Source organism: Bilophila wadsworthia ATCC 49260, assembly GCF_000701705.1.
GTDB classification, from domain to species: Bacteria; Desulfobacterota; Desulfovibrionia; order Desulfovibrionales; family Desulfovibrionaceae; genus Bilophila; species Bilophila wadsworthia.
Genome location: NZ_JNJP01000003.1, coordinates 70,892 through 85,486, shown reverse-complemented (window position 1 = coordinate 85,486; position 14,595 = coordinate 70,892). Strand labels below are relative to the sequence as shown.

General features: G+C 62.4%; 12 protein-coding genes and 1 pseudogene. 4 read left to right on the top strand and 9 right to left on the bottom strand.

The features are described 5' to 3' along the window. Positions 1 to 276, bottom strand: a pseudogene (locus tag T370_RS25870) (IS1595 family transposase); the annotation flags it as partial. 277 nt (positions 277 to 553) lie between these two features. Beyond that, complete coding sequence (gene yihA / locus T370_RS0102425; RefSeq protein WP_005029050.1) at positions 554 to 1,189, bottom strand: ribosome biogenesis GTP-binding protein YihA/YsxC; 636 nt, start codon at positions 1,187 to 1,189, stop codon at positions 554 to 556. A gap of 194 nt (positions 1,190 to 1,383) precedes the next feature. Here yihA and efp point away from each other — a divergent pair, with 194 nt between their 5' ends. The 4 genes from efp (at position 1,384) to T370_RS0102405 (ending at position 7,450) form a co-directional block, all read left to right on the top strand. Further along, positions 1,384 to 1,941: an elongation factor P gene (gene efp / locus T370_RS0102420; RefSeq protein ID WP_005029048.1), complete on the top strand. Its 558-nt coding sequence runs from the start codon at positions 1,384 to 1,386 to the stop codon at positions 1,939 to 1,941. Continuing rightward, on the top strand, positions 1,941 to 4,871 hold the full coding sequence (locus T370_RS0102415) for a DNA translocase FtsK (RefSeq protein ID WP_029434610.1): 2,931 nt from the start codon (positions 1,941 to 1,943) through the stop codon (positions 4,869 to 4,871). Before efp ends, T370_RS0102415 begins: the two co-directional genes overlap by 1 nt. A gap of 240 nt (positions 4,872 to 5,111) precedes the next feature. Then, positions 5,112 to 5,789, top strand: coding sequence for an outer membrane lipoprotein periplasmic chaperone LolA (lolA, locus tag T370_RS0102410; protein WP_029434609.1), 678 nt, complete (start codon positions 5,112 to 5,114; stop codon positions 5,787 to 5,789). Between the two features lie 23 nt (positions 5,790 to 5,812). Then, positions 5,813 to 7,450 (top strand): FmdE family protein, encoded by a 1,638-nt coding sequence (locus T370_RS0102405; RefSeq protein WP_029434608.1) that lies wholly within the window; start codon positions 5,813 to 5,815, stop codon positions 7,448 to 7,450. Between the two features lie 54 nt (positions 7,451 to 7,504). Here T370_RS0102405 and T370_RS0102400 read toward each other — a convergent pair whose 3' ends face one another. The 7 genes from T370_RS0102400 to T370_RS25480 form a co-directional block, all read right to left on the bottom strand. Then, positions 7,505 to 8,290, bottom strand: a complete 786-nt coding sequence (locus tag T370_RS0102400) for an amidohydrolase family protein (protein ID WP_029434607.1) — start codon at positions 8,288 to 8,290, stop codon at positions 7,505 to 7,507. A 109-nt stretch (positions 8,291 to 8,399) separates the two neighbouring features. Then, the gene (locus T370_RS0102395) at positions 8,400 to 9,293 is read right to left on the bottom strand and encodes a dihydrodipicolinate synthase family protein (RefSeq protein WP_029434606.1); all 894 of its coding nucleotides are present in this window, start codon (positions 9,291 to 9,293) and stop codon (positions 8,400 to 8,402) included. 181 nt (positions 9,294 to 9,474) lie between these two features. Beyond that, positions 9,475 to 10,683 (bottom strand): sugar MFS transporter, encoded by a 1,209-nt coding sequence (locus tag T370_RS0102390; RefSeq protein WP_029434605.1) that lies wholly within the window; start codon positions 10,681 to 10,683, stop codon positions 9,475 to 9,477. Between the two features lie 12 nt (positions 10,684 to 10,695). Continuing rightward, entirely contained in the window at positions 10,696 to 11,478 is a 783-nt protein-coding gene (locus T370_RS0102385) for an L-fucose dehydrogenase (protein WP_029434604.1), read from the bottom strand. A 15-nt stretch (positions 11,479 to 11,493) separates the two neighbouring features. Beyond that, positions 11,494 to 12,345, bottom strand: a complete 852-nt coding sequence (locus T370_RS0102380; RefSeq protein WP_029434603.1) for an amidohydrolase family protein — start codon at positions 12,343 to 12,345, stop codon at positions 11,494 to 11,496. A gap of 180 nt (positions 12,346 to 12,525) precedes the next feature. Continuing rightward, the gene (locus tag T370_RS0102375) at positions 12,526 to 14,118 is read right to left on the bottom strand and encodes a UxaA family hydrolase (RefSeq protein WP_029434602.1); all 1,593 of its coding nucleotides are present in this window, start codon (positions 14,116 to 14,118) and stop codon (positions 12,526 to 12,528) included. Positions 14,119 to 14,352: 234 nt separating this feature from the next. Beyond that, the gene (locus T370_RS25480; RefSeq protein ID WP_009379680.1) at positions 14,353 to 14,514 is read right to left on the bottom strand and encodes a hypothetical protein; all 162 of its coding nucleotides are present in this window, start codon (positions 14,512 to 14,514) and stop codon (positions 14,353 to 14,355) included. Positions 14,515 to 14,595: the final 81 nt, after the last annotated feature.

Sequence of the window (14,595 nt, the reverse complement as noted above, 5' to 3'; positions counted from 1 at the left end):
TAAACCAAAAACAGCTATTTTTCCGGCAGCTCCCCGTCCTCTTTTACCTTTTCTTACACCTCCAAAGTAACTTTCATCGGCTTCTATTTCACCGGACAGTCGATAACTGGGGAGATGCGAAGCAATGAGACGTCGCAAACGCATGAAATAGGATGTGGCTGTGTTACGGTTTACTCCTGCCATTTCTCCGGCAGCCCTTGCCGTGGCACCAGCCACAAAAAATTTTATGAGTTCGGCCTGTTGCCGATAATTTAGTCTGCTGCGTCTTTCATACATGGTCTTATCCTAGCTCTTTTTTCTTAGCTAGGACAGCCCCATTTATTAATATAAACATATTGTTATCTATAAATAAAAAGTGACATGCTCCGTCCGGAAACGAACGGAGCATGTCATTGGCTCATAGGAACAAAACGCGCAGGGGACGGACATAAGGCCATCAGCCGCCTTGCCGCCCGGCCCACCATCTACCGTTACAAAAGTCTTTGGGGTTGGAGGGATGGGTTTTGGGGAAGGGAGGGAAGAGTCTTTCTCCAGAAAGGTCCTTCCCCAATTCTTACTCCTCTTCACTCACGCTTTCCCCCGTCCCCGCGAAACGGCGCAGCTCGGACCAGAGGGCATCGACGCCGCGCATGTCCTTGGAGGAAACGGGAAGGGGCATGATGCCGTTGAGCAAACGGCTCCACTCCTGCTGGCGCTTGCTGCGTTCGACCTGCGTGCACTTGTCGGCCTTGGTCAGGACGGGCAAAAGCGGAATACCGTGCCCGCGCGCGAAGTCCGCGAGATCTCGGTCCAATGCCTGCGGCGGAATCCGGCAGTCGAGCAGCAGGGCTAAGGCCTTGAGCGTCGGGGTGTTCGTGAGGTAGTATTCAATGAGCTTGGCCCAACTCTTGCGCTCTTCCTGCGAACACTTCGCATAGCCGTAGCCCGGAAGATCGACCAGAGAAAAGCCGTCGGGGGCGACCCTGTAGAAATTGATGGAACGCGTCTTGCCCGGCGTCGCGCTGATCTTGGCAAGCTGCTTGCGGCGGGCGAGGGCGTTGACGAGGGACGACTTCCCCACATTGGAACGCCCGGCAAGCGCGATCTGCGCTTCCTGACGCTGCTCGAGCACGGAAAGCTGTTCCTGAAGCTGCGGCTTGTTGAACGTCGTCGCCTCAAGGGTCAGTGTGGGGGGAGTCTCTTTCATCATACGGGAACCTCCGGTGTATGTTGACAAGCGCGGCCTGATGTTCGACAATATCGAGTTGCAGTGGCAAGGCTATCCTGCCGCAGCGTGAAAAGCAATCGCGGCAGCCGTCCGATTGCTCCGGATAAGGAACAAGCGGGGGGCGCGGAGCACTCCCTTGGTACGTTTTGATATTCAGCACTGTTTTTGGAGGCAGCATGTATTCTACCACGGATTTCCGCAAGGGGCTTAAAATCGAAATCGACGGGACTCCCTTCGAAATCATCGAATTCCAACACTTCAAGCCCGGCAAAGGCGGAGCTATGGTACGTACCAAGCTGCGTAACATCCTCAACGGCCGAGTGCTGGACAACACCTTCCGTTCCGGCGAAAAGGTCGAACGCCCGAATCTCGAATCCCGCGACATGCAGTTCCTGTATCACGAGGGCGAACAGCTCGTGTTCATGGACATGACCACCTATGATCAGATGCACATGGACGCCGAAGCCACCGACGGCAAGGCCAACTACCTCAAGGACGGCCAGGAATGCCGCGTGCTGCTCTACAACGAAAAGCCGCTGGACATCGAAATCCCGGCGTCCCTCGTCCTTGAAGTCACCGAAACCGAACCCGGCGCCAAGGGCGACACGGTGAGCAACGTGACCAAGCCCGCCACCCTCGAAACCGGCGTCGTCATTCAGGTTCCGATTTTCGTGAACATCGGGGACCGCGTCAAGGTCGATACCCGCACCAACGGCTATCTCGGCCGCGAATAATGCCTTTTCCGGCCCGGGACCCGCTTCCGGGCCGGATGATTCCCCGCTTCAACTCATCGCCTTATATCTCTATCATGCAGACAAAACGGAGAGCGCCGGAGGAGGTTGCCATTACGGACGGACGCAAGATCGCCCGGGAACTGTTTGGGCTTTTTCTTATTTTCTGGGGACTGCTGGTGCTCTTGAGCCTGGTGTCCTTTGATCAGAACGACCCCAGCATCAACCATGCCGTGAGCAACCCTGCAATCGTCAAAAATTACGCCGGGCTCTTCGGCGCGTACCTCAGCGGGCTTCTGGTCGATATTTTCGGGTTCGCCGCGCTTGTCTGGCCCCTCGTCTTCCTCGCTTGGGGAGCGGGCTGCGTCTCCACATGGTTCACCATGCCGTGGTGGCGCTGGTTCGGCTTCACCCTTCTGGCGGCTTGCCTCATTTCCCTCGGTGCGGCCTGGAACCTCGGCATCGGAGACGTCCGGGGCGGAGGTATGCTCGGCATGAGCCTCTATACCAAGTTCACCACCCTGTTCAGTCCGGTGGGGTCTTCCCTGATCTGGCTGTTCTTGTTGTTCATCTCCCTTGAGATGGCCTTCGGCATCGCGTGGATCGCGCTTATCCGCAAGGGGTGGGCCCTGCTGAGAGAACAGCTGAGCGGGACGCCCTTCTCTCTCGACGACCTGCCGGAGCGCCTTTCCAAGGTATCCATGCCCAAGGTCGCCCTGCCCAAAATCGGGTTGCCCCACAAGGACAAAAAAGCGGAAGGGGAAACGGCCGCCGACGTCATCGCGCTGTTCGACATCCATGATGAAGAGGAAAGGCCCGCGCCCAAGCGCGAGGAGCCGCTCAGCATGGATCCGCCCTTCTCCCTGACGCCTGAGGAAACGACCGCCGCGCCGAAAAAGGACGCAGGGGATCCGCTCAAACTCTGGGAACCGCCGTCCGAGCACGACACCTTTGATTTTCAGCCGGAAGAACCGCGTGCGGGAACGGGAACATTCGCGCCGCAGGTGAACATCCACTTGGCTTCGCCGACGGATGCCGCCGCCAGAGCCGTGAACCTTCTCGCCGGGGAAAACCCGCTGCTGGCCCTCACCATTCCCGAAACGCAGCCCGCCCCCGCGCGGCCTCAGGCGGAACCGCAAGTTCAACCCGTGCAGCCGTATGCGGCGGAGCAGCAAGCTCCGGTTCAGCCTGCACAACCCCACGCGGAAGAGCCGCAACAGACGATTTCTTACGCCCCGGAGCAGCCTCGGGACACCTTTACGTTCGCGCCGCAGCAAGATGCCGCACAGCCCGTTGCCCAGTGGCAGCAAGCGCCGCAGCCGGTACAGGCTGTCGCACAGGCGGCAACTCCAGCCGCGCCCGCTCAGCCCTCCGTACAGGCGGCTCCGGCAACGTCTCAGGCTCCGGCCCAAACCGCGCAGCCCCGCATCGACGCACCCGTGGGAACGGCTCCCGCCGCAGCGAAACCGATCCTGCGCAAACGCTCCTATCCCATGCCTTCGCTGGACCTGCTCCAGCAGCCGCAGCAGAGCGATTCCCTGCCCTCGCGGGAAGTGCTGGAGGAACAGAGCGCCGGCCTGATGAACTGCCTCGCCGAATTCAATATTCAGGGCGAACTGGTCCGGGTGACGCCCGGCCCGGTGATCACGCTGTTTGAAATCCGCCCCGCCCCGGGCGTCCGCGTGGGCCGGTTCACCAACCTGACCGACGACCTTGCCCGCAGCCTCAAGGCCGAAGCCATCCGTATCCAGGCCCCTGTGCCGGGATGCGACACCGTGGGCGTGGAAATCCCCAACCTGAACCGCTCCACCGTCAACTTCCGCGAGCTGATCCAGTCGGAAGCCTTCCAGAGTGCCCCGTCCTTGCTGACGATGGCCCTCGGCAAGGACATCGAAGGGCGCCCCGCCGTCCGGGATCTCGCCACCATGCCCCATGTGCTCGTCGCCGGTACGACGGGCTCGGGCAAAAGCGTGTGCCTCAACTCCGTGCTGGTGAGCTTCCTCTACAAGGCATCGCCGGATGAAGTGAAGCTTATGATGATCGACCCCAAACGCGTGGAAATGGCGATGTATGCGGATCTGCCGCATCTCGTGCATCCCGTGGTGACGGAAACCTCCCTCGCCAAGACGGCGCTTGAATGGGCCGTGGCCGAGATGGACGGCCGTTACGACTGCCTCGCCAAGTTCGGGGTCAAGAACATCAAGGACTACAATAAGAAACTGGCTTCGTTCGGCGACGAAAGGCCGCAGGAATACGCGGACCTCAAGCCCATGCCCTACCTTGTCATCGTCATTGACGAACTGGCGGATCTCATGCTCACGGCGGGCAAGGACGTGGAAGGCTGCCTCGTGCGCCTCGCCCAGCTCGCCCGTGCCGCGGGCATCCACCTCATCGTGGCGACGCAGCGCCCGAGCGTGGATGTGGTGACGGGGCTCATCAAGGCGAACTTCCCCTGCCGCGTCTCGTTTCAGGTCGCCAACAAGTACGACTCGCGCACCATCCTCGATACGGCCGGAGCCGAACAGCTCCTCGGCAAGGGCGACATGCTGTTCAAGCCCACGGGCGGCAAACTCCAGCGCCTGCACGGTCCCTTCGTCACCGACGACGAGGTGCAGGCCGTGGCCGATCACTGGAGACGCCAGTGCGCGCCGCAATACGAGGTGGATTTCACCGAATGGGGCACATCCCTCGCGGAAAACGCCAAGGCGTCCTCCGCTCCGGCTTCCGGGCCGGGCAGTTCGGATGAGGAATCCCTGTACGCCGAGGCCGTGGCCTTTGTGCAGGAACAGGGCCGCATGTCCATTTCCCTGCTCCAGCGGCGTTTCCGCATCGGCTTCAACAAAGCCGCGCGCTTCGTCGAACGTATGGAGGAGGAAGGCATCCTGCCGCCCGCTTCCCGCGCCAACAAAGCCAGAACCGTGCGGATGGATTGATTTTTGAACCGGGAAGGAGTGCGCGTTCTACACGCCCTTTCCCGGGCCTGCCCTCCTGCTCGCGCCCATCGGCGGCTGGAGAACGTGCGGCGAACGGCCCTTTTTGAGAAGGGAACGCACAAAGGGCACCCTTCACGGGTCCGAGCAGGTTTCCCAGAGTACGGCGGCCATAGTCCGCCGATCGTTGCGGCAAGACAGTTGATGCGTTCCGTATCAGACACTCTTTTTCAGGAGATCATCATGCGTTTCCCGACCCTTTTTGCCTGCGCCGCGGCCCTGCTGCTGATCAGCGCGGGCGCTTCGCACGCGGCGGCTCCCGCCATTACGGGAGAGATGCAGAAAAAATATGAGTCGATGCAGTCCTTTACCGCTGAATTCACCCAACGCCTCGTCCATCAGGAAAGCGGCTCCGAGGAAACCCGCCAGGGTACCCTCGCCTTCCAGAAGCCGCTCCGAGTCCGCTGGGAGACCAAAGCCCCCCATGCGGAACTTTTAGTCATCACGGACAAGGATGTATGGGACTACCTGCCCGACGAGGAGCTGGCCTACCAGTATTCGCCGGAAGTGGTCCACGACTCCCGCTCCATCATTCAGGTCATCACCGGCCAGAGCCGCCTCGACAAGGATTTCACCGTCGAGGCCGAGCCGGACGACAACGGACTGGCCGTGCTCCGGCTCTACCCCAAAGATCCTTCTCCGCAGCTTGTGGAGGCGCTCCTCTGGGTGGACAAGGGCACGAAGTTGATCAAGAAGGCGCAGATTCTGGACTTCTACGGCAATACCAATGAAGTGGCCCTGACCTCGCTGACGCCCGACGCGTCCATCAAGGCCGGAACCTTCCAGTTCACGCCTCCTCAGGGCATCACCGTGGAGAACCTGATGAATCAGGACGCTCCCGAACGCCCGCTGCTGCAATAACGCCCTAGCCCTGCGAGGTGTCCATGTCCATCGGCTCCCGGACGCATGAAGAATTCATGGAAGAGGCCCGTGCCTTTCACGGGTATCCCGCTCCCGGCCTGATCATCGGCGGCTACATGGTGGAGCTTGCCAAGCGCCACATGCCGGAAGGCGTCCTGTACGACGCCGTCAGTGAAACGGCCCACTGCCTTCCCGACGCCGTGCAGCTGCTTACGCCATGCACGTTCGGCAACGGCTGGCTTCGCGTCCTGCCCTTCGGCATTTACGCGGTGACCCTGTACGACAAAGCTACCGGAGAAGGCGTCCGCGTCGAGCTCGACAACGACAAGCTGGAGCCCTACGACGCCATCCGCAGCTGGTTCCTCAAGGAGCGCCCCAAGAAGGAGCAGGATACCGAACGGCTGCAGGCCCAGATCAAGGAAGCGGGCGAGTCGATCCTCTCGTTCCGCAAGGTCCGCATCCGTCAGGACATGCTCGGGCACCGTTCGTTTGGGGCGATCACCCGCTGCCCGCTCTGCGGCTCCCACTACCCCGCCTCCTACGGCGGGATCTGCCGCTCCTGTCAGGGACAGTCCCCGTATGAGGACGGCCCAGGCTTCGCCCTGTCGCAGCAGCCCCGTATGCCCGCTCCCGTCCCGATCCCGGTCGAGGAGGCGGTCGGCAAGCACGCCCTGCACGACATGACGCAGATCATCCCGGGCAAGGAAAAGGGTGCCGCGTTCGTCGCCGGGCAGGAGCTTTCCGCCGGAGACATCTGCCGCCTCCAGCAAATGGGCAAAAACCGCGTCTACGTTCAGGAAAACACGCCGCATCCCGAGGGCTGGGTGCATGAGGACGACGCCGCCCGCGGCTTTGCCCGGCTCATGCCCGGCGACGGCGTGGAAGTGGAAGCCGCCCCGCGCGAAGGCAAGGTCAACTTCCGGGCCACGCGCGACGGGATGCTGCTGGTGGACACGGAGCGCCTTGAGCGCTTCAATCTCGTGCCCGACGTGATGTGCTGTACGCGCCACAACTACAGCGTGCTCACCGCGGGGACGCGGCTTGCAGGAAGCCGGGCCATCCCGCTGTTCCTGTCCCGCCCCGGGTTCCTCAAGGCGCTTTCCGTTTTGGAAGACGGCCCGCTGTTCAAAGTCGTGCCCATGCGCAAGGCCAAAATCGGCATCCTCGTGACCGGGACCGAAGTGTTTCAGGGGCTGATCGAGGACCGTTTCGCACCCATCATCACCCAGAAAGCGCAGCAGCACCACTGCGAGGTGGTCAAGACGCTCTTTGCCCCGGATGACGCGGCTCTCATCGTTCGGGGCGTGCGCGACCTGCTTGACGCCGGGGCGGACTTCATCGTCACCACGGCGGGCATGTCCGTCGATCCCGACGACCTCACCCGCAAGGGCCTCACCGAGGCGGGGCTTACGGACATCCTCTACGGCGTGCCCGCGCTGCCCGGGACCATGACCCTCATCGGCCGCATCGGCGGCGCGCAGATCATCGGCGTGCCCGCGTGTGCGCTGTTCTTCAAGACCACCGTTTTCGACATCATCCTGCCCCGTATGCTCGCCGGTGTGCCCATCACCCGTCTCGATCTCGCCAAGATCGGCAACGGCGGCCTGTGCATGGAATGCAAAGTCTGCACGTTCCCCAAGTGCCCCTTCGGGAAAGTCTGATACACGGCCCCAAAGTATGAAGGGAAGCCTTTCTTCGGAAAGCGCTTCCCTTTTTTATGCGAACAGAGCGTCGGCGTTGCTGCAATAGCGGTCCAGATCCGCGTCGCCGAGTTCCGCCTTTTCCTGGAGGTGCATCATGGCGTCGCCCGGATCGTACAGCGGGTAATCGCTGCCGAACAAGATGCGATCCTGCGGATGATTGCGGAGAATGGCCTTGAGAAGATCGGGCTGGATGAACGGGGTACAGCTTGAAGTATCCAGCCACACGTCGCGCCCCACGAGCGCCTTGAGGGAGTGTTCCCACTGATGATACCCGCCGAGATGCCCGGCGATGCAGCGGAGGCGCGGGAAACGATCCAACAGCGCCGCCAGCTTGTACGGGCAGGAAGGATTCTTTTCCGGCGGTACGTTGTCCCCGATATGGAACAGGAAGATGAAATCGTCCTGTGCGGCCTCGAACATGGGCAGAAGCCGGGGATCGTCCAGCCAGAAATGCTGGAAATCGGGATGGAGCTTGAGCCCGCGTATGCCCGCCGCCTTCAGGCGTTCCAGCTGGCTCTCCCACGCTTCGTAACCGGGGTGCAGAGTGCCGAAAGCCGTCACTTCGGGGTGCTCGCGCTGGAGCGTGACGGCGTAGTCGTTGGCCGGGACGACCTGCCCCGGCGTGGTGGCCGCGCACAGCACCACACAGCGGCCTATGCCGGAACGCTTTTCCCGCAGCAACAGATCGGCGATGGTCCCTTCGCCCACGCAGTCGAGCTGATAGGCTTCGTTAAGATGTTCCACCGCATGGCGGGCGATTTTCGGGTGAAAAGCGTGCGTATGAATGTCTGTAAACATGATCCTGTCCGAAGGCTGATTCAGGGAAAAAGGCCCGCGTTCTTTCGCGGGCGCGGTTCCTGAACATACGTTCGGCGCGGCCCGTTGTCCACAGGCCGCGCCGGACGGCCTATATCCCGAACAGCCGTTTCACCGCGCCAAGCTGCGTATCGTCGAGCACGCCGCCGTATCCCCGGGAAACGGGCTCCAGCCCGCCGAACTTGGCGGCGACGGCGGCCTTGATGGTCGTCACGAAGTCGTCGCCTATCGTATAGATGGACGAAAGCCGCCCGATTTCCCTGTGCGCCGCGCACAGATCCTCGAACTGCCCCGAGCGGAACGCCGTTTTCGCCTGCGTAAACAACTCGGGGACCACGTTGTTCAGCCCGGACAGCACGCCGTCCCCGCCGTTCATCAGGTTGGGGATGAAATACTCGTCGAACCCGCACAGCACCGAAAAATCCTCGCGCACCTCGGCCGCGGCCCGCACGATGGCCCGCGTATGCGAGGCGCAGTCCACCGTATCCTTCACCCCCATGAACCGGGGGAACCGGGCGGCGAGCTTGGCGATCAGGGCCGCGTCCACGTCGCACCCCGTGCGCGCCGGGAAATTGTAGATGAGCCACTCGCCCTCGAAACGCCCGCCCAACGTATCGAAATACGCCTCAAGCTGGCGCGGGGTCTGGGCGAAATAGTAGTGCGGCAAGGCCATGACCGCTTCATAGCCTTCCGAATAGGCGGCATCCGCCAGACGCGTCATGTCTTCCATGCAGGTGCCGGACACGTTGGCGATCAGCGGCAAGTGGGTCATGGTCCGCGCCGCATGGATCAGGCTGACCCGCTCGTCCATGCTCAGGGCCGTGAACTCCCCGATGCTCCCCATCAGCAGGACGCCGTCGGTCCCGGCTTCCGACAGCCGGGAAAAATGCTTTTCCAGCGCGGCAAGATCAAGCTTCCCGTCCGCGTCAAACGGCGTGATCGAAGGGCACCACGCTCCCGTATATTTTTTCTTGTTTTCCGGCATGATTCACTCCTTTGACCGCACTGTTGCACGAAGAGGGTGTTTCCAAAGCTTTCGGCTGATGGGGAGCGAGCGGCCGCGCAATCCCCCCATGCATGGGACGGCGCGGCGCGTCCGCGAAAACGGACAACTCCCCATCAGGCGAAAGCCTTGGAAACGGGAGGGGGAAGTCCCCTCCTCCCTGTTATTCCTTCACCAGCCGCCCATATGCCGCACCGTACAGGACGACGCAGACGAAGCAGCACAGCGGCAGGAGAAACGCCGCCGCGGTGTGCGTGTAGTCCGCGATCAGCCCCATAAAATACGGCATGATCGCCCCGCCCACGATAGCCATGATCATGTACGAGCCGCCGAGCTTCTTGCGGGTCCCGAGGTTCTTGGTCCCCATTGCAAAAATGGTCGGGAACATGATGGAAATGAAGAAGAACACCGCGATGAGCGCGATGACCGACACGTATTCGACGGCCGTGAACACCACCCCCGTCAGGATCACGCATACGGCGCCGTACGCCGCAAGCAGTTTCGCGGGCGCGATTTTGGTCATGATGCCCGTACTCACGAAACGGCCTATCAACAGGCAGAGCATGGCGATGGACAGGAAGAACGCGCCTTGCTGCGCCGTGCCGCCGGGCCAGCATTCGATGTACAGGTTGATGAAGAACGCCCCGATGCCGACCTGCGCCGCCACATAGAGGAACTGCGCCGCCACCCCGGCGACGAATTCCTTATGGGCCAGCAGGGAATGTTTCATCATGGCCGCCTCGTCCGCCTCCTCGCTGCTCCGCAAATCGGGCAGTTCGGCCTTGGCGAACAAAATGACCAGCAGGATCACCACGCAGGCGATGCCCACATAGGTCATCCTGACGGCATCAAGCCCGCCTCCGCCGCTGGCCTCGTCGCCGCCGAAGAACAGCAGCCCCCCGAGCAGCGGCCCGGTGAATTGCCCAAGCCCGTTAAAGGACTGGGAAAGGTTCAGGCGGGTTTCGGCGGTTTCCGTGGAACCGAGCGCCGAAGAGTAGGAGTTGGCCGCCGTTTCCAGACATCCGAGCCCGAGCGCGATGACGAACAGGGCGAACAGGAAGAACGTGAAGCTTGCGACGCCCGCCGCCGGGACGAACAGCAAGGCCCCGATCGCGTACAGGCTCAGGCCGCACAGGATGCCCGCCTTGTAGCCTTTCCATTCCATGAACAGGCCGGCGGGGATCGCCACGACGAAATAGGCCCCGAAATACGCGGCCTGAATGAGCCCGGACTGGGCCTTGGACACGTTGAGCGTCACCTGAAAATGCTTGTTCAGCACGTCGATGAGCCCGTAGGACAGGCCCCACATGAAAAACAGCGTGGTGACGAGGATAAACGCCTTGCGGTATTGCGGACTGGTTATCTGGCTCACGGCGCACCTCCCTCAGCGGGCCGTCAAGGTACGGTCGAGATGCGTGTAGCCGCCGTCCACCACGACCCACTGGCCCGTGGTATGCGACGACAGCGGCGAAAGCAGGAACACCGCCATGTCCGCCAGTTCCTCCACCGTGGTCATCCGGTGCCCCAAGGGGATGTTGCGGACGATGGTTTCCAGCTTTTCCGCCGGGCGGGGGAATGTGTTCACCCACCGTTCATAGAGCGGGGTCCAGACCTCGGCGGGGACCACGGCGTTCACCCGGATGCCGTCCTTAAGATAGGATGCGGCCCACTCGCGCGTCAGGGACAAAATGCCCCCCTTGGCGGCGGTGTAGCCGCTGGTCCCGCCCTGCCCCGTGAGCGCGGTCTTGGAGCTGACGTTGAGGATGCTCCCCTTGCTCTTTTTCAATTCCCCGATGCAGTAGTGCGCCATCGTGTAGTAATGGACGAGGTTGCGCTCAAGCGAAACCCGGAATGCCTCCACCCCGGTTTCGAGGCTGACGTTGTCGTTGCCCCCGGCGCAATTGATCAGGCCGTCGATGCGCCCGTACATGGACACGGCTTCCTGAACGGCGTCCGCGCAGGCTTGCTCATCGGTCAATTCGATTTGGATGAAATGCATGAGCGGCTGGAGCGCCCGCACTTCGGCCCGGAAACTCTTTTGCAGCGGGCTGCGCCCCAGAATCACCGGAATCGCGCCCTCACGGGCCAGCGCAACGGATATGCCGCCGCCGATGCCGGAACCGCCGCCGGTCACGAGATACACTTTGTCCTTTATCCGCAAATCCATGACATGCTCCTGCGTTTAGAGATTGCCGATGCCGTACACGCGGCAGGCGTTGCCGCCCCATACGGCATCCCGCTCCGCCTCGGAGAGGGACGCCGTGGCCTTCCCGGCCAGCCCGCACACCTGATCGTACGTTCCGGACAACAGGCAAACGGGCCAGTCCGAACCGAACAGCAGCCGGGAGGGCCCGAAACATTCCAGAGCCGCGTCGAGGTATGGGAGCAAATCCCGCTCGTCCCAGCCGTGCCAATGGGCTTCGGTGATCAGCCCGGACAGCTTGCAGCTCACATGCTCCTGCGCCGCGAGCGGGGCGATGCGCCTGGCCCACTCCGCCGCGCTCTCATGCCGGACATCCGGCTTGCCGAGGTGATCCAGCACGAGCGGCCCCAGATCGTGCCGCCCGCAGAAGGCAATGGCGGCGGGCAGATCTTTCGCGTGGATCAGGACCTCGTAGACCTTGCCCCCCCGCTGGAGCGTTTCCACGCCACGGTTGAACCGCCCATCTTCCAGAAACGCCGAAGGAGACGGCTCATCCTGCACCTGATGGCGGTATCCCTTGAGCACGGCGGACGAAGCCCGCGCCTCAAGCCGGGATTCCAGATCGCCGGCCCGCAGATCGATCCAGCCCACGACCCCCAGAATCCACGGATTCGACGACGCCAGCCCGAGCAGGAAGTCCGTCTCCGCCTCCGAAGCCCGGGCCTGCACCGCCACCGAACCGCCGATGTGCCGGATGTCCAGTTCAAACCGCAGCTCGGCGGGCAGGAAGTCCCGTTTCAGGACGGCCATATCATCGCCGATCCAGCCGTATGCGGCCGGATCGAACCGCCAGAAATGCTGATGCGCGTCCACGCGCCATACCGTACTCATCGTCTTCCTCCTTCACAGGCCCCAGCGAAGCAGCCTTGTATGGGATCCCGGCCCCGTTTCATGCGGCGGCCCCCGCCAACGGCAACGGCCTCAAAGAAGAGGGAACTCTTTCCGGAAGAGAGAAGCCCGTGTGGAGCTCCCGTTCTCCGGAAGGCATCCCTTCCCCAGCCTTTCCGCCCGCTACAGCGACACTTCGCGCTTCCAGAACAGGAAATCATGCTGCCCGAGCCGATCGGCCTTGGTGGAGTACCGCCCGCTGGCGGTGTCGAGCACCTTTTCGAGCAACCGGTCGGCCGCCGCCGCAATGGGTTCCCCGTCAATGATCGGGCCGCAGTCAAAATCGATCAGGTCGCTGAGCCGTTCCGCCACCGCCGTATTGGTCGCCACCTTGATCACGGGCACGATGGGATTTCCGGTGGGCGTCCCCAAGCCGGTGGAGAACAACACCACGTTTACGCCCGCGGCCACGAGCCCGGTCACGGCTTCCACGTCGTTGCCCGGCGTACAGACGAGGGACAGCCCGGCGTCCGGCATGGGTTCCGCGTAATCGAGCACGGCGCTGATCGGGGCCTTGCCGCCCTTCTTCGCCGCACCAGCCGATTTGATGGCATCGGTGATCAGCCCGTCGTGGATGTTCCCGGGGCTGGGGTTGTCGGAGATGGAAGCCCCGCAAGCGTTGGCGGCGGCCTCATAGCGGCGCATCAGATCAAGGAAGCGCGCCTTGTCTTCCTTGCGGATGCAGCGGGAAATCATGTTGGCTTCCACGCCGCACAGCTCGGGGAATTCCGCCAGAGCGGACCCGCCGCCGAGCGTCACCACGCGATCCGAGACTTCCCCGATGGCGGGGTTGGCCGAAATGCCGGAAAAGCCGTCCGAGCCGCCGCACTTCACCCCAAGCTTGAGTTTCGAGAGCGGCACGGGGCGGCGCTCCACCAGATCGGCGTTCTTGAAATGCGCCAGCGTTTTGCGGACCGCCTCTTCCATCATCTTGACTTCGCTGGACCAGTCCTGTTGCCGCAGCAGGATGCAGGGCTTGTCGAAACCAAGGTTCCGCTCCCGCAGCGCCTCCTGAAACAGCCCGATCTGCGCCTTCTCGCAGCCAAGGCTGAACACGGTGAGCCCCGCCACGTTGGGATGGTCCGCGTAGGCGGCCAGCATCCGGCATAGGGTCCACGCATCCTGAGCCGTGCCGCCGCACCCGCCGTTATGGGTGATGGCCCGGATGCCGTCGATATGCGGGAAAGGCCGGGGCGCGGGCGCGCAGCCCGTGCCGCCCACCAGCGACCGCGCGAAGTCCGCCAGATGGTCCCCCGCGTACCCGAGCGTCCGTTCCAGCGCGTCGCGCAGCTTCAGAGCGTTGCGGTTTTCACAGAACACCAGCGGGATGATGAGCCAATAGTTCGCGGTCCCCACGCGCCCGTCGGGGCGGATCACGCCGTCGAACGTGCGGTTCGCCCAGCGGGAGACGTCCGGGGCCTTCCACATGTACGGAACGGCGTCGCTCAGATCGACTTCCGCCGCGTAGTGGACCACGTTGTCCACGGTGATGCGCTCGCCGGACTGGAGCGGGGCGACGGCCTTGCCCACGGGCACGCCGTACAGCGTAACGATGCCTCCCACAGGCACGGGTTCCCGGGTAAACTTATGCTTGGCGGGGACATCCGTAACCAATTGGATACGTTGCCCGTCGTTTTCGATGATGTCGCCTTGAGCCAGATCGCGCAGAGCCACAATCAGATTGTCTTTCGGATCGATACGGAGGATTTTCTGCATAGCCGAATCCTTTGGACGGAGACCCCGTCCGGCATGGCCCACGGACATTCCGCGCGGCGCGCACAAAAAAAAGGAAAGCCGAACGGTACGCCCGACTTTCCATTTATAATTTGCTGAAATAAAAGATAAATGATTATATGAACGCGCTAACGCGCCGCGCGCTGAGAAACATCCCCGCGCCGAAGGGCCGGGAAACGGCCGCCTCCCTCAGGGGAGAAAACGCGGGGCAGGGTTTTACAGGGAACAGCTCCCGCCGCCCGTGGTGAAGATGGACAGAGGCCTTTCCGTATAGATACGGAAACTGCCCGTAGGATCATAGTCGATGAACACCGCGCCCACCTGATCCATCAGCGCCTTTTCCATGCAAAAATGAAATTCCCCGACATCCTCGGTCACATCGCCTTCTTCCGGCTCATCCAGAGCCAGTTCAAAGTTGGTGCTGTGTCAGCCGCTGGAACCCTTTTCGATGCGGATCGT

Bases quoted from the DNA above. Each gene is read 5' to 3' on its own strand.
- yihA (WP_005029050.1), bottom strand. From the start codon at position 1,189: ATGATGAAAGAGACTCCCCCCACACTGACCCTTGAGGCGACGACGTTC.
- efp (WP_005029048.1), top strand. From the start codon at position 1,384: ATGTATTCTACCACGGATTTCCGCAAGGGGCTTAAAATCGAAATCGAC.
- T370_RS0102415 (WP_029434610.1), top strand. From the start codon at position 1,941: ATGCCTTTTCCGGCCCGGGACCCGCTTCCGGGCCGGATGATTCCCCGC.
- lolA (WP_029434609.1), top strand. From the start codon at position 5,112: ATGCGTTTCCCGACCCTTTTTGCCTGCGCCGCGGCCCTGCTGCTGATC.
- T370_RS0102405 (WP_029434608.1), top strand. From the start codon at position 5,813: ATGTCCATCGGCTCCCGGACGCATGAAGAATTCATGGAAGAGGCCCGT.
- T370_RS0102400 (WP_029434607.1), bottom strand. From the start codon at position 8,290: ATGTTTACAGACATTCATACGCACGCTTTTCACCCGAAAATCGCCCGC.
- T370_RS0102395 (WP_029434606.1), bottom strand. From the start codon at position 9,293: ATGCCGGAAAACAAGAAAAAATATACGGGAGCGTGGTGCCCTTCGATC.
- T370_RS0102385 (WP_029434604.1), bottom strand. From the start codon at position 11,478: ATGGATTTGCGGATAAAGGACAAAGTGTATCTCGTGACCGGCGGCGGT.
- T370_RS0102380 (WP_029434603.1), bottom strand. From the start codon at position 12,345: ATGAGTACGGTATGGCGCGTGGACGCGCATCAGCATTTCTGGCGGTTC.
- T370_RS0102375 (WP_029434602.1), bottom strand. From the start codon at position 14,118: ATGCAGAAAATCCTCCGTATCGATCCGAAAGACAATCTGATTGTGGCT.